At 54.5% G+C, this 18577-nt stretch carries 15 protein-coding genes and 1 tRNA gene; 3 read left to right on the top strand and 13 right to left on the bottom strand.

Going from position 1 to position 18577, the window contains the following annotated elements; genetic code table 11:
- Positions 1-31: 31 nt before the first annotated feature.
- Positions 32-484, bottom strand: a complete 453-nt coding sequence (locus QN062_RS08800) for a MarR family transcriptional regulator (RefSeq protein ID WP_369341427.1) — start codon at positions 482-484, stop codon at positions 32-34.
- A gap of 219 nt (positions 485-703) precedes the next feature.
- On the opposite strand from QN062_RS08800, the gene QN062_RS08795 reads away from it, so the two are divergent.
- Positions 704-1678, top strand: coding sequence for a hypothetical protein (locus QN062_RS08795; RefSeq protein ID WP_369341426.1), 975 nt, complete (start codon positions 704-706; stop codon positions 1676-1678).
- A 23-nt stretch (positions 1679-1701) separates the two neighbouring features.
- Here the strand turns inward: QN062_RS08795 and QN062_RS08790 are convergent, their stop codons facing one another.
- From QN062_RS08790 to QN062_RS08775, 4 genes are all read right to left on the bottom strand, one after another.
- Positions 1702-2706: an alpha/beta hydrolase fold domain-containing protein gene (locus QN062_RS08790; protein ID WP_369341425.1), complete on the bottom strand. Its 1005-nt coding sequence runs from the start codon at positions 2704-2706 to the stop codon at positions 1702-1704.
- A gap of 129 nt (positions 2707-2835) precedes the next feature.
- Positions 2836-4092, bottom strand: coding sequence for an MFS transporter (locus QN062_RS08785; protein ID WP_369341424.1), 1257 nt, complete (start codon positions 4090-4092; stop codon positions 2836-2838).
- 204 nt (positions 4093-4296) lie between these two features.
- The gene (locus tag QN062_RS08780; protein WP_369341423.1) at positions 4297-5355 is read right to left on the bottom strand and encodes a helix-turn-helix domain-containing protein; all 1059 of its coding nucleotides are present in this window, start codon (positions 5353-5355) and stop codon (positions 4297-4299) included.
- A 117-nt stretch (positions 5356-5472) separates the two neighbouring features.
- The gene (locus QN062_RS08775; RefSeq protein ID WP_369341422.1) at positions 5473-7716 is read right to left on the bottom strand and encodes an exo-alpha-(1->6)-L-arabinopyranosidase; all 2244 of its coding nucleotides are present in this window, start codon (positions 7714-7716) and stop codon (positions 5473-5475) included.
- 339 nt (positions 7717-8055) lie between these two features.
- Here QN062_RS08775 and QN062_RS08770 point away from each other — a divergent pair, with 339 nt between their 5' ends.
- Together QN062_RS08770 and QN062_RS08765 are read left to right on the top strand one after the other, a co-directional pair.
- Positions 8056-8664, top strand: coding sequence for a TetR/AcrR family transcriptional regulator (locus tag QN062_RS08770; protein WP_369341421.1), 609 nt, complete (start codon positions 8056-8058; stop codon positions 8662-8664).
- 88 nt (positions 8665-8752) lie between these two features.
- A complete protein-coding gene (locus QN062_RS08765) occupies positions 8753-10048 on the top strand; it encodes an ROK family protein (protein ID WP_369341420.1) in 1296 nt (431 codons plus the stop codon).
- A gap of 67 nt (positions 10049-10115) precedes the next feature.
- On the opposite strand, the gene QN062_RS08760 is transcribed toward QN062_RS08765, so the two are convergent.
- The 8 genes from QN062_RS08760 to QN062_RS08725 all read right to left on the bottom strand — a co-directional run bounded on the left by QN062_RS08760 (position 10116) and on the right by QN062_RS08725 (position 18526).
- Entirely contained in the window at positions 10116-11660 is a 1545-nt protein-coding gene (locus QN062_RS08760) for a carboxylesterase/lipase family protein (RefSeq protein ID WP_369341419.1), read from the bottom strand.
- Positions 11661-11669: 9 nt separating this feature from the next.
- A complete protein-coding gene (locus QN062_RS08755) occupies positions 11670-12941 on the bottom strand; it encodes an MFS transporter (RefSeq protein WP_369341418.1) in 1272 nt (423 codons plus the stop codon).
- Between the two features lie 164 nt (positions 12942-13105).
- Entirely contained in the window at positions 13106-14221 is a 1116-nt protein-coding gene (gene wecB, locus QN062_RS08750) for a non-hydrolyzing UDP-N-acetylglucosamine 2-epimerase (protein ID WP_369341417.1), read from the bottom strand.
- Position 14222: 1 nt separating this feature from the next.
- Entirely contained in the window at positions 14223-15362 is a 1140-nt protein-coding gene (locus QN062_RS08745; protein ID WP_369341416.1) for a glycosyl hydrolase family 8, read from the bottom strand.
- A gap of 11 nt (positions 15363-15373) precedes the next feature.
- Positions 15374-16666 carry a glycosyltransferase family 2 protein gene (locus QN062_RS08740; RefSeq protein WP_369341415.1) on the bottom strand — a complete coding sequence of 431 codons (1293 nt, stop codon included), beginning with the start codon at positions 16664-16666 and terminating at the stop codon, positions 15374-15376.
- A 17-nt stretch (positions 16667-16683) separates the two neighbouring features.
- Complete coding sequence (locus QN062_RS08735; protein WP_369341414.1) at positions 16684-16866, bottom strand: hypothetical protein; 183 nt, start codon at positions 16864-16866, stop codon at positions 16684-16686.
- Entirely contained in the window at positions 16866-17729 is an 864-nt protein-coding gene (locus QN062_RS08730) for a hypothetical protein (RefSeq protein WP_369341413.1), read from the bottom strand. Before QN062_RS08730 ends, QN062_RS08735 begins: the two co-directional genes overlap by 1 nt.
- Before the next feature lie 725 nt (positions 17730-18454).
- Positions 18455-18526, bottom strand: a tRNA-Glu gene (locus tag QN062_RS08725).
- Positions 18527-18577 lie beyond the last annotated feature (51 nt).

The raw sequence follows: 18577 nt of genomic DNA, 5'->3' as shown, positions 1-18577 counted from the left end.
CCGCCGCGCCAGTGCATCTCATCGCACTCGCTCATAGCAGGGCCTTCAGGAAAGCAATCGCCGTCTCGACCTCGACATTGCTGAAGCTCCCTGTACGCTCCAGCGTCGTTGTGCGAATGTGGTCATGCAGATCCCGGTGAAAGCTGCGCAGCAGATCGCCTACCTCGGTAAGACGAAGATACACATTCTTCCTGTTTTTTCCTCGATGATATTTCTCAACAAGACCCTTGTCGCTCATGAAATTCACTCGTCTCGATACACCCCCCTGCGAAAAACCGAGTTCTTTTGCCACATCGCCGATGGTCATCTCAGCATTGCCAAGCGAATCGATTATTCGGAAATCGTTATGCGTGAGTTCAGTGACCAGCGGGGCGATCTCCGTGGGAACATGCGCTGAAATCCAGTCATGATACATCGAATCCGCCCGACTCTGCCCAAGCGTCTCCAGCAATGCCGCAAGCTCCTGATATTGCTCAATGTTCATGTCTCTCCCCTGAAGCCATCCGTCGAAGTCGACTCGTTCGCGAGACAGATGTCCTCACGCCAATAATATATTACCAGTAATGTTTATTTGACACCCGCCATCTCGGGCCATATTATATATATTACCGGTAATGAATATTCTGAGGTGCAGCAGCGAACGGCGTTCGGCACCCCTTATCAACGAATTCGAAACACACGCAGACAATGAAATGGAGAGACCATGAAAGCCCTCATCATCAGAAGTTTCACAGAACCACCTACGATAAGCGAAGACTTCCCGATACCGAGCGTGGATCGCACATACAGCGTTCTCGTCAAGGTCCTTGCCGTCCCGATCGAGAATCTCGACAGGGCCGTCGCGGCAGGAACCCATTATTCAAGCAGCTTCTGGCACCAAAGCTTCCCAAGCATACCAGGGGCGAGCGCAATCGGAAGAAGGGTCGACAACCAGCATCTGGTGTATCTTCCTGGCATGTCAATGAGGCCGGGAAACGGGGCAATGGCCGAGTACACGGTCGCCAAGGAAGACAGCATCATGGATCTCGAAGAGACGCAGCGACTGAGTTCCATGGTCGCTTCGCTCTCCTCGGCACAGACCAGCCTGCTCCCACTGAAATACGACCAGCCGCTGAGTCCAAGCGACACGGTCATCATCAATGGCGCGACGGGATTTGCGGGCAAGCTGGCCGTGCAGGTAGCGAGACATCTGGGAATCAGGAACATAATCGCCACAGGGCGAAGCGAGGAACGTCTGACCGCCTTGAGAAGGCTTGGAGCGACGCAATCAATCAACACGAATTCGATTCAGTCTGGCCTTGCCCAATCGGAGCTGTCGGGAAACGTGAGCATCATCGACTATCTTTGGGGATCCGCAACCACTGCGATACTACGCAGCCTGATACCAACATCGCCTGCAAACCTGCGACAGACGATCCTGTACGAAATCGGTTCCGCAGCGCATGAACCGGAAATCACGCTGCCTGCGACCGCAATTCGAACATCCGGCGTTCAAATCCGAGGCCTTATGACACTGAACAATCTGAAGAATCGGAGCGCTGCGACAAGGGAACTCATATCCTTGCTCGGCAGCGGCGTTCTCCAGGGAGATACCGAGGACGTCACCCTGGAGGACGCTGCCGACATATGGCGCAAGACACCGAGCAGTGGAATAAGGAATGTCATCAGAATGGAGTGACGGGCATCGCCGATCGCATCCACTCACATGTGCTGACGTATGTAGTCGATCACCATGTCGAGCGCCCTGTTCGATCTGAACCCCAGACATGCATGGTTCGCATTGTTGATTTTCATGAAGGTCACGTCCTTCCCGCACTCTTTCAGCTTGGCATACAGCCGCACGCTTTGATTGAATGGCACGATCATGTCACGGCCACCATGCATGATGAGCGTCGGCGGAATCGGAGCATCCTCAGAGATGTATGCAAGCACCGACGCCTTGGCGTTCAGTTCCGGATTGTCGAGCACGTCTACATGCCCGATTTCAAAGCCTTCAGGGCTGTCTGCATCAGTGTGGTTCTGCACGCTCGGATAACGGTTCATCATCGAGAAGTCAGTCGGACCATACCAATCCACGATGCAGGAGACCGCAGATGAACATTCTCCATAAACGGGGGTGTCTGGTTCATGGTCTGCCGTGAAACCCGCCATGAGAACGGTGTGGCCACCGGACGAATCTCCGAACAGCGCGATTCTGTCACCATCGACGTGATAGGTATCGGCATTCTTCCGCACAAATCTCACGGCAGTCTTGCAGTCTTGCATCTGAGCAGGAAAGGCCGCTATGTCCGAATGCCTGTATTTCGGCGCTGCCACGACGAATCCTCGTTCCGCCAGCCTGACGAAATAGCTTATGTAGTCCAGAACATTTTGCTCATGGAATGCCGAACCTCGAACGAAGACGATACCCGGCCATCGCTGCTGCTCACGCACAGTCTCCGGAGTGCCGTCAGGCAGCTGGGGCTCAAAGATCCACATTGGCAAATCAATGGATTCACGCTCCTCACCATCTGCGGAGGCAATTTCCCGAGTCACGTAGTTGACTTTGTGAATATGGACGGGATACGGAAAGTCGTCGCCAGGAATGTCATCGACGACAATGCACCCCTCCGGAACTTCTGGGGAACGTGGGAAGAGGCGGATGTCATCGACGGGCTCGGGCTCGAGAATCTTCGGCGAGGGTTCGGCGATGGATATTGCAGTCATGATGGTTACTCCTTATATGAATTCTTGAACGTGGCCATATGGAATCCGGATGTCGTCAGCCATGCATGGACCATGAGAGTGTGTCGCACATCATGCATGGCTGCCAAGGAATCATCCGAAGAATCACTTCTACGCGCCGACCGGCTCCGAGATACCTTCCTCGATGGCGGCAGGCGTGGCAGACCTTTCGGTTTTTCGATCAAGCAGGCTGAACACAAAGATCATCACCATGCAGACGCCCATGATCACGGCCATGATGTTGTATGACTTCCATGGACTTGAGATTCCAGTGACGGCCGCTACCGCCGCGAGGACATACGGCGTTATGAACGATCCGATTGAGTTGCCGAAGAACGCATAGCTTGTAGCCTGCGCGGATATCGTCGCGTCCGTATGTTCGTTGACGAGGAAGTTCACGTACGGCATGAACCAGCAGAATCCGATGCCATACAGGCATGCCCCAATCGCCCACATCGCATACGAGCTGGTGTTGGCAGTCAGCAGAGCGCCGGCCATTTGCAGGAACAGCGCGACATATCCGATCGTCGAATGCAGCAGACCTCGCATGATCCCAAACACGAGCCCTCCGATCAGGGATGAAACCGACGCTACCGAGATGATCGTCGCAACCTGAACCGCTGATATGACACCGGTCTCCTTCGCGGCAAGCGCCTGATTCGCAGCGATGATGCCATATCCGGCTGCGAACACGATCTGAAGAACCATGCCGAAGTATGCGGACATCGGCATCTTCTTGCGTCTTGTCCGTGAACCCTGCTCACCCTTATGAATGCGCCCTATCTCATTCACCTCATTGGGGACAAATGCCAGAACCATCGCGAAGACAAGCAGCGCCAGAACATAGACATAGTAGACGCCATGCCAGTCGATGGTCATGATGAAGGCAATCGACGTGGAAAGAATGAAGGCCCCGACACCCACCATCGAGGATTGCAGACCCATGAGAAAGTCAGCCGTCTTGCCCTTGAACAGATCCACGATGAGCGAAGCCGACAACGGTTGCAGCAGCCCCACTCCGAACCCGCAGATGACGCGGACAGCCGTTTTCCAGGAAAGATCGTCGATGAACATCGGAGCGATGCCGCCCAGAAAGCATAGCAGCGCGCCAACGAGGCAAAGATTTTTCTTGCCGACGCGAGCGGCGAGGTATCCTCCCACCAGCGTCGCGATGATGCCGCCAATAACTGGTATCGTTATGAAACTTTGAAGCTGCAGAGTCGACGCGTCGGGAAAGTCCTCCTTCAGATTTCCGACTATTGCGCCGACGATGGACACGGAGCTCAAAGGCAGGGAAAGCGCCATGACGGCGGCTTTCACCATGGCTCCCCTTCCGGCATTGTGTGAAGCATCTTTTCGATCGCTCATGATTCCCTCCTTGGAATTCAGCATGTCTCGTGATGGCAGAAGCGTCATTGCTTTGGCTGCGGTCTCATCCCTCCAACCACATGTCGAAGGTTGTGGCTGAGTACGATCAACGATAGGCGAAAGGCTTGGTTACGATTCCAAGAATTGTGGCATCTTTCCGTTGTTTTGTATCCACTTCGCCCACGCCTGCGTGCGGAGTCAGGATCACTGACCGAGGCTGCCCACCGCATGGCTGGATCGGAACACTCCGGAACCATGCGAACGCCGAAATTGTCTGGGACCCATTCCATATTTCTTCTTCATGGCAGATCCGAGCGCACCGATGCTCGGAAAACCATTGTCAAAGGCAACCTGCTCGCAGCTGTGAGTGGTCTCAAGCAGATCGGCGATCGCCCCCTGCAACCTGAGCTCGGTCAGGAATGGCTTGAACGTTATGCCTGCATATCGTTTCAGCAATCGACATAGATGCCCGCGGCTATATCCGAAGAATCTGGCGACGGTTTCCGCCTTGATGTCTTCGCTGCAATGCACATCCATATATGCGAGGATGTCCTTGATTATTTTCGAATCGGCATTGATGGACGCATTGTCTGCATTGTCTTCGTTCGATACGATGAATCGTGGATAGACCAGATACAGCATCAGATAGAGCAGATGGTTCATCGCAAGATAGTTGGCCTCATCATCGAGATGGACGAGTGTCTCGGCGACATCGGCACAGATCTGACTGAGCTCCTTGACCTCTTTGGAGTGTTCGTCTGAAGCAGCGATGCCATATTGGCCTGTCTGCAGTCCCGGGCAGATTCGAGCAAGATGTGAGCCATCAAAGGTCACCGACAGCACCTTCTGTGGCGTGCCTGCATCGTTTGGATGAATGGAATGCAACGCCGCCGGACTGATTATCAGGGTATCCCCATCGTTGACCTGATGGTCGATGCCATCTATGCGAACGCGCAGACTTCCTGCGAACGAGTGAATGATTTCCATGCCCCGGTGCCAGTGCAGAGGAATGAATTGGGCGGGTCTCTCCTCATGCAGATGAACCGCTGCAGGATACTGTAGCGGATATTGGATGCGCTCATGCTGCACCTTGTCGACGTCATAAAAATACCCATGCGAGCTGCTGTCTATCACCGCAGGAACTTTCGGAACTGTGGCAGTGGCCGCATTCGAGGAAACGGCTGTCTGCCGAACCGGTCGCCTTGACCGCGTCGCAGACAGCCGCCCATCGCCGTCTTTCTCATCAGCCGTCGAATTCTGCATGTCAGCTCTCGTCATATAGTCAGCATTGACCTCTTATCCGCTGAGTCTAGCTCAATTCTGTGGCTTCTTCCAGAGCTATGCCTGGTCAGAACCATTCCCCTTGGCAAGGGTTCATCATCATGAGGTTGCCCGGGCGTATGCCTCCAACATGTATGCAGTGAGCCGTGCGCCATCCTTGCCCATAAGGACGGTGAGGGAGTTGATGGGCATGCTGTCAAGGAACATTTCCGCCGCCGCATTGTCCTTGAGGAGTTGCGGGAGCTCCCCCCGCTCACCCTTCTCATCCATATCCCGCAGGATTTGGCTGCCGATTGGGTCCGTCCGCCATTCGTGCATGTTCGACCATTCGGTCAATGGCATGCTCATGCCGTCTCCTTCGAGTTCCACGGAAGCCGATTGTGCTATGTCGCGGCTTGAAGTCCCGACTTCGATGCCATAGGTGCCCGCCTCAATGTGCCAGCCGTCAAAGCGCTCGGACCAGTAGGCGAACGAGCGCTCGTCAAGAGCGATCTTCACCTTCCGGCTCTCGCCAGCGCGCAGGTGAAGCTTCTGAAAACCTTTAAGCTCATGCCTGGGCCGTGCCACCTGAGAATCGTTCGGAGCCACATAGACCTGAACCGTCTCTGCGCCTTCGACCGAAGACGTGTTCGTGACCACGACGCTCACCTCGACCCTGTTCGGGCCGACGCTCTCTATGCGAAGATCATCGATGGAGAAACTCGCGTAGCCAAGTCCAAAGCCGAAGGGATATGCCACTGCCTTGTCGAAGCTGTCATAGTATCGGTATCCGACGTAGATGCCCTCCCCATAATCCACATGGCCTTCCTCACCGGGCCAGTTCAGCATGCTCGGGTCGTCTTCGATGTCAAGGGGAATCGATTGTGCAAGCTTGCCCGATGGATATGCCCTTCCAAAAAGCACATCTGCAAGAGCCGCTCCACCAGCCTGTCCAAGAAGCCAAGACTCAAGAATCGCGGATACCTTCTCCCGCCATCCACGGACGGATACGACGGATCCATTCGACAGAACCACCGTGACGTTTCCATTGACCTTCGCAATCGCGTCAAGCAACTCGAGCTGCTTGGCGGGAAGATCCAATGTGGTGCGATCGAAGCCTTCGGACTCGGCTTGACTGGGAAGTCCGATGAAGAGCACGACCTGCTCGGCCTGCTGTGCGGCCTGCAGCGCCTCTGCTGTGAGAGCTGGATCCTGTGCCTCGTCATCCAGGGTGAAGCCCGGAGCGAATCGTGCATCGATGCCGCGCTCCTCCATGGCGTCGAGGAAGGACGTGATTTTCGTCGGGGTGATATGCGACGATCCACCCCCCTGATATCGCGGAGTTCTGGCAAACTCCCCTATGATCGCGACACTCGAATGGCTGGACAGCGGCAGGGTCCCACCTTCGTTCTTCAGCAGGACCATGGACTCAAGCGCAGCTCGGTAGGCCACATCATCGTGTTTCTCGACGTCGAAGCCGTAACCGTCAATGCTCATCGCCCCGCTCGCCCTGTCCGAAAGATCGATCATGCCTTGAGCCATCGTCTCCAGCTGGTCGCTTGAGATATCCCCGGAACTTACTCCGGAGACGATCCGGTCATCGGTAAAGCTTGGAGGCATCTCAAGATTCAGTCCTGCGTTCAGGGAAGCGACTCGATCATGGTCGGCACCCCAATCACTCATGACGATGCCGTCGAAACCCCATTCATCACGCAGCACTTCAGTCAGCAGCCAGTGATTCTGCGCAGCATGAGTGCCGTTGATCTGGTTGTATGAGCACATGACGGTCCATGGCTGCGCTCGTTTCACGATATGCTCGAATGCCGGGAAATAAATCTCGCGAAGGGCACGCTGCGACACGTTCGCCGAGATTCGGAGCCTGTCCGTCTCCTGATTGTTGACTGCGAAGTGCTTGAGCGACGTGCCGATCCCCCGCGACTGGACTCCCTCGACGATGCCGATTGCTTCATGGCCGGCCAAGAACGGATCCTCAGACCAATATTCAAAGCACCTGCCGCCAAGCGGATTGCGTTTGATGTTGACCCCCGGCCCAAGGATGACCGCAACCTTCTCCTGAATGCATTCCTCCGCCATGGCCACGCCAACCTCGCGTGCCAACTCTGGATTCCACGAGCTCGACAGACCGGCAGCGGGAGGGAAGCACGTTGCCGGAACCGTATTGTCCAGATCGATGTCGGCACTGCTGCTCTTTGACTTTCGAAGACCATGCGGGCCGTCGGTGATCATGTACGGCTTGATGCCATGCCCTTCGATGCCCTGCAGATGCCAGGCATCCGCTCCGGATGTCAGACTTGCCTGTTCCTCGACCGTCAGCTCATTGGCGCTGTGGCGGCTTCTTGTCATATGTTCATGCATGTGTCCCTCGATTCCTTGCATCGCCCTAGCATGGATTCTCATCCATCCCAATGGCTCGGTTACTTATCGCGTTCTGCGTGTGCTGCATTGCCATGCTCGGCCTCATTGTCGAGAACGCCTCCGTTGGCGGAAAACAACCCGATCAGTTACCAACCGGTTGTTAAGTAGAATATCATGATATTCTGAAAACCGCATCACGGCCTGCCGGGCAAATACGATACGCATCCGCCACAGAGTCAGGGTCGGCAGCGGCGCACAGGATACATGAGGCTTAATCCAGAACGAGCACATGCAGGAGAGGCACAGAGGAAGGAGAGTCACAGAGGCATGAAAGCAGTCAACGAAGGCACTTCCCAGCAATCGGATTCCAGAAGGGACCGGCGCGGCGACATTCTCGAAATTGCCATCGACTCCTTCGGAACCTATGGCTATTACGGCACCTCGCTGCAGAGAATCGCAACGGGCGTCGGCCTCACCAAGGCCGGAGTGCTCCATTACGTCGGCACAAAAGAGGGGCTTCTCAGCGAAGTTCTGGACAATCTCTACGACCAGCAGACCGCTCAGATCAATTCCACGATGCGCAGTCAGGAACGCCCATTGATTCCCCAGTTCCTCAGCAGAATCGTTGCTGTCAACGCTACCCGGCCAAAGCTGGTGCACATGTTCTCGACATTGAGCGCTGAGGCTCTGAATCCGAAGCATCCTGCACATCAGTATTTTGAGCACCGCGAATCCAATTCCGTCGAACTGGCCTTGCAGGTGCCCTGGTCCGTCCCCGCAGGAGTGGATGCACGGAAGCTGCTGCCCGCAGCCTTCTCCATGATGGACGGCGTTCAACTGCGTTGGCTCCGCACGCCAGGCAAGAACCTCGTCGACATGTGGTCCCAGTGCGCGGACGTGCTCTTTCCACTGCCTTTATGGGACGGATACCGTTGATGGCCATCACCCGTATCACCGTCACGTGTTGATGCTTGTCATGCCTTGATTCTTGTAATATCATGCACAGGATAAAAGGATGTGCAGCATGCCAGCTTCTCAGATTCACCGACACCAGTCCCAACGTCTGGTCAGCAAGGATGTCCGCAACCATAATCTGGGACTGGTGCTCACTGAACTGGCCAGGAATCCTGGGGTCTCACGCTCATATCTCGCCAATGCGACAGGGCTGACGCACGGCGCGCTCACTCTGCTCATACGCGAACTGGAAGAATACGGACTTGTTCGCCCGAGCGACTCTCCGGAGATCAGGTCCAGGGAGCCGGGCAGGAAGAAGCAGCTGCTTGCCTTGGCCGACCGCACATACGCAATAGCGGCCATCGAACTTCGCAATGAATCGGTCAAGCTCACCTGCGAAAGCATTTCAGGCAAGCGCATCGTGGAAAGAGAGTACGCGGAAGATTTCCATAACCGACCAGTCGACAGCTTCGCGCAATATGTCGCCCTGCGGATCTTCGAACTTATGGGGATGGTGCAGCGACTCGGATTTCGAAGCCTGCCCATCGTCGGCGTGGCAGTCCCTGCCCCGGTCTTTGACGACAACGACACACTTCTCGCCGCAATCGACTTCGGCTGGGGAACCGTGCCCCTTGGCAAGGAGATCATCGAACATCTGCATGCGTTTCAATCGGATATGGCAATGCCGAAGATCATCGTGTTCAATGACGCGAACACAGCCCTATGGGCCGAATACAGGCATCTCTGCAATCTGGAGCCTGCCAATGCGCCGTCGACGGTCCTTTACCTGAAGTCAGATATCGGCATAGGCGGCTCGGCCATCGTTCAGGGGCATATCTTCAACGGTTCGAGAGGGACTGCAATCGAGCCCGGGCATTTCCAGATCGACCCCCACGGCAGATCCTGCGCATGCGGAAGAGTGGGGTGCCTCGTCACCGTGGCAGACCCATCTCTGTTGCTTGAGCGCGCGCATCTCGGCGATGTCGACAGGAGCAAGGGGCGCAGCCATGCCCTGTCGACCCTGATGGCACAGGACCGCGAAGGCATCCCACTCGCCCATCGGACGCTGATCGCGGCAGATCGGAGCATCATTCAGGTGCTCAGCAACATCATCGTTCTGCTTACACCCGACTGCATCGTTCTGGGTGGATATCTCTGCGATCGGGTGGAGGAGATATCGCGTCTGGACGAACCCTCGCTAAGATGCATCGGATATAGAGGCCATCGCGGCAGACAGGCCATTCTGCCAAGTTTCTATCGCCAGGATGCAGTGACTGTGGGGGCGCTGATGCGTCTGAGAAGCTGCATTCTATGGAATGCAGGGCTCATCGCCAACGACCTCCCCTGGTCGTGGAGCGAGGAATGACCGGACCGAAAGTCGAATCATCTCTCTCGGTCCGGCGAATTGACTTCCACACGCCCCTGCGCTGCCGTCACTCTTGAGTGTGAGAGGTCGCATCAATCAGCTCTCGCTCAAATCGATAGGCCTCGGAATCATATCGCATTGACCCAAGGAACTGGATTGCGCCGCATGGGCTGTCGTTCACACTTGGCTGCTCGAGCTCACCGTCAGCGATGAGACGAGTCCAGGTTCCATGCACGGAATCTGCAAGCGACTGAGATGGTCCATGCCCCAAGACCGATGCGACCTTCGGATCGCCCAGGACATCGAAGACATAGGGTATTTCGTCGCAATGCATCGAGGCGTTGGATATCGATGAGGTCTGCGCGAAATCGTAGAGCCACGTCTTTGAGCCCGCTCCTCCCGACAGACGCATTTTCGCGGTTTCGGCAACCCCGGCACGGAACATGTATGTCGTGAGCAGCTGCCCGGCAAGCCTGTCCGCCCCGATGCGATGCACCTCCGATGTGAATTGCGCGATTGCCCCATCGCTGAACCCGGCTTGCCTGAACTGGCTCTGCGCTTCCTGCAAGTCCGTCTGTCCCGGAGCTGGGAATGAGAACTCGTTGCGGACGCTGCCCATCAGCAAAGAGACGTCGCTTGAGGCACCCATAGAGAATGACTCCTTGGGCGTTCTCGCAAGGACCTCGCCATCGATCACAGGGGCATATGCCAGATTGCTTCCGCCTGCATATCCCTGCCTGAACAGCTCGACAAGATCTGCAGCGCTGGATGGGCCGGCAGGCACATCCGCGACGTTGTTCAACTCGCGTTCGTTGTCAAGAATCGTCGTCTCGCTCACCTCGCTCCATGCATCGAGGCTCGGCTGCACACCGATCCGCTTCGCGAGCGCCCGCCCGACAGTCTCTGCCTGAGAGACTGTGATGGTGTGGGATGGAGCGGATTCACTAATCGCGGCACGGAACAGACCGGTTGCCCGCGGAGAGCCCATAAGCGATATCGCGCTCCCTGCACCCGCAGACTGACCGGCGATCGTGACCCTGCTCGGATCCCCTCCGAATTCCTCGATGTTGCGCTGCACCCATTCGAGTGCGGCAATCTGATCGAGCAGCCCCCGGTTCATAGGTGCCCCATCGACCCAACCGAACCCTTGGAATCCCAGACGATATGAAAGCGAAACCGTTACGATCCCATCCGCGTTGAATCCACTGCCGTTGTACCACGACGAGGATGGCGATCCTGCGAAATACCCGCCTCCATGTATCCAGACCAGAACAGGCAGGTGAGCGCGCCTGTCACGGGGTGCGGGTGTGAAGACGTTCACATTCAGGGTTGAGTCCCCCGCGATGGACGGTTCAGGAATCGTCGACACAGGGCCGAATGGCCGACGCTGGGGCGTCGGACCGTAATCGATGGCCGAGCGAATTCCGCTCCATGGCTCCACGGCCTGGGGTGCCAGGAACCGAAGCCTTCCAACTGGCGCAGCGGCAAAGGGAATGCCCAGATATTCAGCGGAGGATGCATTCTGCCATCGTCCCTGCACCGCACCCGTCTGTGTCATCACTACCGGCGCTTCCCCAAATCCGTTATATTGAGGCACTTGCGTATTGCTCATCGTTCTTCCTTACTTCACCGACTTGATTGGGATGACAAATATCGCCGACAATGCTGCCGCTATCGCGGAATACATGAACAGTACCTGATAGTTGTCCGCGAACATGCTCAGCAGGCCAGCGGCAATGATCGGCGTCAGCGCCTGAGGAATGTTCGATGCGATATTGAGAATGCCAAGGTCCTTTGCAGCTGCGTCATTCGACGGCAGCACATCCACCATCATCGCCATATCCACAGACGTATAGGCGCCATATCCCAGGCCAAGCAGACCTCCATAAAGATACATGCCCATGATCGTCGGCATGGTGAGAGGAATGCATATGGATCCGGCTATGAACAGCGTCGCGACGCCCACGAACATTTTTCTTCTGCCAAGCTTATCCGACAGCCGTCCAGCGGCGAGCGTGGAGATGGTGACGGTCACCAGCGTTATGACGCTCATGATGCTCACGACGTTGCCAGCCTGCGCTGTGCCGACACCTATGTAGTCCGTGATGATATACAGCTGATAGTTGGTCACGGCCTGATATCCAAGAACCATGAAGAAACGTCCGAGGAACGCCCAGATAAAGTCAGGATGCTGTCTGGGGCTGACCCAGAAGGCCTTGAAGAACTCCACCCAGTTGATTTTCTCTCGAATCACCTTGTCGCTCGGACGTCCGGGATTGAACACGACGAACAACAGGCAGATGACCATGACGAGAATGCCGAAGAACGTATATGCGATTCCGATTCTCTCAAGCAGCTGTCCGGCGATGATAACTCCGATGGTGCCGCCAAGCGACATTCCCACCCCGGTCATTGCAGATGCCAGACCTCGGTCGGAGCTTTCGACCCTGTCGGAGATTATCGCGGAAAGCGGCCCTTGGAAGGCATTCAGCAAGACCTGTATCGCAACCCAGGAAAGTGCGATCCAGAACAGCGAATTGGCAAATTGAATCGCAATGGTGCATAGACCGCCGCCAAACCCTCCGAGAAGAATCCAGGGAGCACGACGTCCAAACTTCGAACGGGTTCTGTCAGAAAGCGCTCCGACGATCGGTTGAACGAAAATCGTTGCGACTGCCGACAGACTCGTGACAAAGGCAAGGTTGTTGACTTTGTTCGACGCGTCAAGGTTGGTCATCTGCTGAGGAAGCAGAATGGCGACAAGACCCGCATAGGTCATGAACAGGCCAAGATACGAAACTCCCAGCGAAGTCAGAAGCGTCGCGCGTTTTGCCTTGGATTGCGAGGGTGGAAGATCGTTGCTCATACCATTTGAAATTTGTTCACTTGTCATGTACTCCTCCTTGAGTGCACCCTGACAGTCAAGACTCTTCATTAAGCCTGGAACAGCAGGTTGAAGACATTTATACTCCATCTTTCTCTTAATTTCAAGGTTTGAAATTAAGAGAAAGATGGAGTCTCCAGCATGCTCCGTCACCCCTCGCAATGCAGCCAGTCTCAGGGATGCCGCAGCAGCGAATCCCCCTTGCATATGGAGATGATTCGCTCGGCAGCATGTCCGTCACCATATGGATTCGTCGCAGTCGCCATCGTCCGATATTCGACCGGATCGTTCAACAGCTCCAGCATGGCATCCTTTACGGCCTGGGTGCTGGTCCCGACCACCTTGAGCGTTCCAGCCGTCACTCCCTCAGGCCGTTCCGTCGAGTCACGCAGCACGAGCACCGGCTTGTTCAGCGATGGCGCCTCTTCCTGAACTCCACCGGAATCCGTCATGATGAAATAGCTCTGCGCTGCCAGACCATGGAAATCAGCGACATCCAGCGGTGGCACCAAATGGATGCCAGCGATGCCATCGAACACATCGTGGGCGATTTCCTGAACGCGGGGGCTCAGATGCACAGGATAGACCACATCGAGCTTGGGCGTTGTCTCGACGACCTCCTTGATCGCCTCAAAGGTGTCCCGCATTGGCTGGCCCTGATTCTCACGGCGATGCATGGTCAAAAGGATGAATCTATGTCCGTCGGGAATCTGTGTCAACACGTCATGGTGATAGTCGGCATGGATGGTGTATCTCATGGCATCGATGGCCGTGTTCCCCGTGATGAAGATTCTGGATTCAGGGTGATGCTCTTGCAGAAGATTGTTCTTGCTCAACTGAGTCGGTGCGAAATACAGATCGGCGACATCGTCAGTCAGCATGCGATTCATCTCCTCTGGATATGGAGAGTATTTATCCCATGTTCTCAGCCCTGCCTCGACATGTCCCACGGGGATCCTCTGATAGAACGCGCTCAGACTGGCTGCCATGGTCGTGGTGGTGTCGCCATGGACCAGAACCAGATCCGGTTGCTCGTCCTTCAGAATTGGGTCCAGCCCGAGAATGACCCTGCTGGTGATTTCGGCAAGCGTCTGGTTCTTCCCCATGATTTTCAAGTCGTGATCAGGTCGGATATCGAAGATGTCCAAAACCTGCTGAAGCATCTTGCGATGCTGACCGGTGACAACGACGATGGAGGAGATGTCTGGATCGGCTTCGATTTGCTTGATGATCGGAGCCATCTTGATCGCTTCTGGCCGGGTCCCAAAGATGGTCATAATTTTCAGCACGTTAATCAACCTTTCCCATCACTGCCATGACTGTGAGCGTGGCATCATAATATTTGTCTGCCTGCAGCGGCTCCACAAGCAATTTCTGCCAATCGTTCAGAAGACGGTCGTATCGATGTCTGCGATCCTGCTTGGCGGCATATGCGAGCGGAGCCGTGAAACTGTTCAGCTGATAGTCATTGAGCTGCTTGCCTGCAAGTGAATATCCAGCCGTGACCGCGCTGCGCCCATTGAAGAATTTCAAGAGTCCGGCAACGACCTGCCTCGCGCGTGAATCATCGCTCAATGCCAACATCATTGGCACGCGGCAGGCATTCGACGAATAGTCGCCATCCTGCTGCGAAGCGATGGCATTGGCCTGGACGGCAGTGGCGCCGCTGGCAGTCACCCATGCAAAATCAGGAACGAGTCCCGTCTTGTGCTCGTCACTCAGGTCCACCAAGCGATCGAGCATCGAATCGCTGACCGTGAGCCACCTCTGGTCATGGGTGGATTCGTAGAGTGCCGCAAAGAACGATGGCATCACGTCTGAGGTGCGCATCAGATTGTAATATTTCGATTGCTTCGTGGCCCAGTCACCGACAGTCAGCGTATGAGTCGTGTCATTGTATTCATACGTCAATATGTCAGCAGCCAACCTGCCTTCGATCTTCAGATAATAGGCGGAGCGACCTGGCCAGACCTTGCTGGCCTGAAGGAGACTGTATGCGATATAGAGATCGCCATCCGTCGCACTGCTGTCCTCGCTAATCCATGCACCCCCCTTCGAATGCTGACGCCATTTCATCAGATATGTTTCAGATGCGCTCCCATTGCCAGCGTCGGCGCGGTATTGCAGGTAGTAGTTCAGCAAGTCATCGAAGTCCTGCTGCCGTGCCCATCCCTTGGCGCCGGCAGCTGCGGTAAGGTACATCCCGTAACCCTGTCCTTCCGAAAGCGCAATCGGATTCTTCCTGTCGTTGCTTGTGTTCACATAGGCACGATGATCGCTTTCCTGCATGATGTAATCGCTCCTCCATTGCTCATACATCACCCGTTGAGACGCGGAAGGGCTCCCAGAACGTACCAGAAGCATGGTGACGACATACAGCATCGTGACCAGGACGGTGACGATCCACACGCGTTTCCCATATTGCTTCACCTTCGCCCCCCTTAATTGTTGAAACGCTTTGTCTTTACCCAGACACTTCCGTTGCGATGGAGAAGAGCATCGAGGCAGACCGAGAGCAGTGCATTGATGGAGACAAGGATGAATAACTGCGAATATGAAAAATACGATGCGAATGCAATCCAGACCTGATCCGTTGTTGCCTGACCGTATTGGGTGGACATTGCGACCGAAATCTGCAGCACATACAGGATGATCATCAGAAGCCAATTCATCAGCAGCACTTGCATGATATGGCCGTTGTTCTCTCCAAATGTGAACGGGATGGAAATATCTGGATTGAATGCCTGTGCAATATAAAAACCAAGATTGATAAGGAAGATGAGATTGGATAATACGATCGCCGCATCAAACCATAGAAACGTGGCAGCAATCGATATCACTTCAAACTTGATTCTCCAATTACCAGGCCTGAACAAATATCTGAAGTTGTGGAGTGCAACCTGATAGTTTCCCTTCGCCCAGCGCATACGTTGATGATAGTAATCACGCAGGTGTTCAGGCTCCTGCTCGAACGCCTCGGAGTTATATGCCAAGGCTATTAACTTGCCGCTTTGCATGATCTTGAAGGATATATCGGTATCCTCCGTGAGCGCTCCATTGCTCCAACCACCGATTGATTCCGCGAAGGAGCGGTTGATGATGAAATTTGTGCCTGGAATCAGGCCGATCTTGAACATATGCCAGATCGAACAGTGCTGAATGCGCTGAGAAACGACGGTTTCCTGATTGATGCATTTGGTCAGGAAATTCTGCTCGGCATTTCGCGTCTTGTTCCTGCCGAAGACCGCCATGTATCTGTTGGGATCCTCAAGGGCCTTGCGAACCAAGAAATACAGCGCATTCCTCTCAGGCATCGCATCGGCATCATACACGGCGATGTATTCACCCTCGGCGATGGAAAGGGCGTCGTTCAAGACTCCTGCCTTGCCGCCCGTGCCGACTCTCTCGATTATTCTCACATTCCTGTTGGCATACGCAGGCGAATCGACGATCCTGCGCATTTCCTGCGCCGTTCGATCCTCGCAGTTGTCGGCGAACAGCAGCATCTCGATCTGCTCTGCAGGATAGTTAAGATCCAAGATCGCCTGCACGGTCTGCGCGATTACGATCTCCTCATTATGCGCAGGTACGACGATCGTCACTTTCGGATACGACGGAAGCTCGGTGAGATACACCAGCTCCCTGCTCTGCCGAAGCCAAAAATGTATGGCCCCGCCAAGTGTCGTCAAGGACATGAACAGGGAAATCCAGATCGTAACGATCACAACAATCATGAAGGCCTGTGAAACCACTATGCTTTCACCTCGGTTTCATCGTTTCCATAGTCTTCCTCTGTCTCCTGTGTCTTCTGCTGCTTCAATGTCGTTCGTTCGATGCGGTAATAGATGATCCACTGGCATACGATTATGACCAGCATGACCACGAAGAAGAGCAGGCTTACAACGACCGCGAACCACCAAAAAAATGTGTCCATCAGGCAACATCACCCTTGAGATACTCAACCACGAGATCCGTTTCCATATCGCGCTGCAAGCGTCTGACAGCATCCTTCAATGTCAGATAATCAGTGACGTTGGAACGGTCTATCTTCAGACTGCCCCACTTGAACTGCACGGTGGTACCGGTGCTTCTCAGCTGGTCCAGGTGGCTCTTGGTGAATTCGTTGCGCTTCTCATATGTCTCGTCGGGCAGTTGGTGAGAGATGATGAGGAATGTTCCGTGTCCAAGATAATAGAGCGATTCGGACGGCAGACGATCTTCCTTCAGCACCCCTGCTATTTCGCTGAGGGTCGCATCGTAGTTGGCGGCGTGGAATTGCCTATATTGCGAACCATGCGCCCAGTGCACCGCAGTGACGGTGTACCAAAGCGTTGGATCGTAGTCATCCTGGACGAAGTGCACGATTTTCCGATACATCTTTGCTGCGTTGTAGCCCGTCTGCAGCTTGGTGGTTCGATTATAGTGCTGCGTGTATCTCTCCACCGCACGCCTGCTGAAAGTGACCCAGCCAAATCTGATCAATGCATAGCGCACGATGGACATGATGCCCGCACTGGCAGGAAAGGCGACAAGCAGAATCAACTTCTGGAAAATTGAAATCGGAACCGTTCCGAACAGCAGTATTGCCGCACCGACGACAGTGAGCAGGATTATGATCCATGTCGTCACGGTTCCAGGGAGAAGAGCCCCCGCGGCCAAGCCAGCGACGACCAAGATTATCGTAGCTATCAAAATATGCGGAGCATTCAGCTCGATATCATAGAAAATGATGGCCATGACTGGAAACAGGATGAACAGCGCCATGAGACCAGATATTATTGTATGACGTTTACTCAAGAAGATTCCCTTCCTTATACGATGGTTCGCATCGAAGCATCGAGTGTTTCCGAGTCCGGCGAGAAGCGATGAATTGTCATGCTGAAACAGGCGCAGCAGATGCTGCAGCCGGTTTGAATCACTTGCCGATCTAGACATACGAATCCATCTCGTGGATTCCTCCCAATACCCTGTGCTACAGGATTGATGTTGCAAAAGGTTTGAATGCAGCGGTATCGGGGACGCTTTTTTGAATAGATCGGGCACGTCGATTCAGCTCAATGCCCATTGATTTCGATTAACTTCTCAAAACACAGACTTCTCAAAACACAGATTTCTCTAAACACAGATTTTTCAATACATGGATTTTCAAAACACAAGCTGCTCACAACATGAGCCGCTCACAATGCACGCTCATGCACAAAGCCATATGTTTTGTTCCCCTATATGGGAAAAGTGAATTTCAATTGCGTGTATCTCATATGTTCTTGCGAACGTTGTCTCATCCAGCCATAGTTCTACCCCACCAAGTAGTTCCCCTATTGTGTTTCTATAAGCTTTCGCTTCCCACTATGAGATGGTAGTGCGGAGAGCGGACGGAGTGAAGGCGTTCGAGCCATCTCCCCCCTGCACAAGCCCTCGATCCCGGGAATAGACATGAAACGGGTTCGACTTTGAAAAGAAAAAGTCAGTAAAAAAGAAAATGCAGAAAAAGAAAAAGACCACTGAAGCAGTGGTCTCATGAGTACCCCCGGAGAGAGTCGGACTCTCGTTGTCAGATTGAAAGTCTGGTGTCCTAACCGTTAGACGACGGGGGCAAACAAAAATATCATACGCAAAACTTCGGGATTGGGCAACCCGGCGTGCCT

The sequence above is a fragment of the Bifidobacterium sp. WK012_4_13 genome, from assembly GCF_041080835.1.
Taxonomy (GTDB): Bacteria; Actinomycetota; Actinomycetes; order Actinomycetales; family Bifidobacteriaceae; genus Bombiscardovia; species Bombiscardovia fermentum.
This window is presented reverse-complemented; position numbering and strand designations above follow the sequence as displayed.

Bases quoted from the DNA above. Each gene is read 5' to 3' on its own strand.
- QN062_RS08790 (WP_369341425.1), bottom strand. From the start codon at position 2,706: ATGACTGCAATATCCATCGCCGAACCCTCGCCGAAGATTCTCGAGCCC.
- QN062_RS08785 (WP_369341424.1), bottom strand. From the start codon at position 4,092: ATGAGCGATCGAAAAGATGCTTCACACAATGCCGGAAGGGGAGCCATG.
- QN062_RS08765 (WP_369341420.1), top strand. From the start codon at position 8,753: ATGCCAGCTTCTCAGATTCACCGACACCAGTCCCAACGTCTGGTCAGC.
- QN062_RS08795 (WP_369341426.1), top strand. From the start codon at position 704: ATGAAAGCCCTCATCATCAGAAGTTTCACAGAACCACCTACGATAAGC.
- QN062_RS08775 (WP_369341422.1), bottom strand. From the start codon at position 7,716: ATGACAAGAAGCCGCCACAGCGCCAATGAGCTGACGGTCGAGGAACAG.
- QN062_RS08780 (WP_369341423.1), bottom strand. From the start codon at position 5,355: ATGCAGAATTCGACGGCTGATGAGAAAGACGGCGATGGGCGGCTGTCT.
- QN062_RS08755 (WP_369341418.1), bottom strand. From the start codon at position 12,941: ATGACAAGTGAACAAATTTCAAATGGTATGAGCAACGATCTTCCACCC.
- QN062_RS08800 (WP_369341427.1), bottom strand. From the start codon at position 484: ATGAACATTGAGCAATATCAGGAGCTTGCGGCATTGCTGGAGACGCTT.
- QN062_RS08735 (WP_369341414.1), bottom strand. From the start codon at position 16,866: ATGGACACATTTTTTTGGTGGTTCGCGGTCGTTGTAAGCCTGCTCTTC.
- QN062_RS08760 (WP_369341419.1), bottom strand. From the start codon at position 11,660: ATGAGCAATACGCAAGTGCCTCAATATAACGGATTTGGGGAAGCGCCG.
- QN062_RS08770 (WP_369341421.1), top strand. From the start codon at position 8,056: ATGAAAGCAGTCAACGAAGGCACTTCCCAGCAATCGGATTCCAGAAGG.
- QN062_RS08740 (WP_369341415.1), bottom strand. From the start codon at position 16,666: ATGATTGTTGTGATCGTTACGATCTGGATTTCCCTGTTCATGTCCTTG.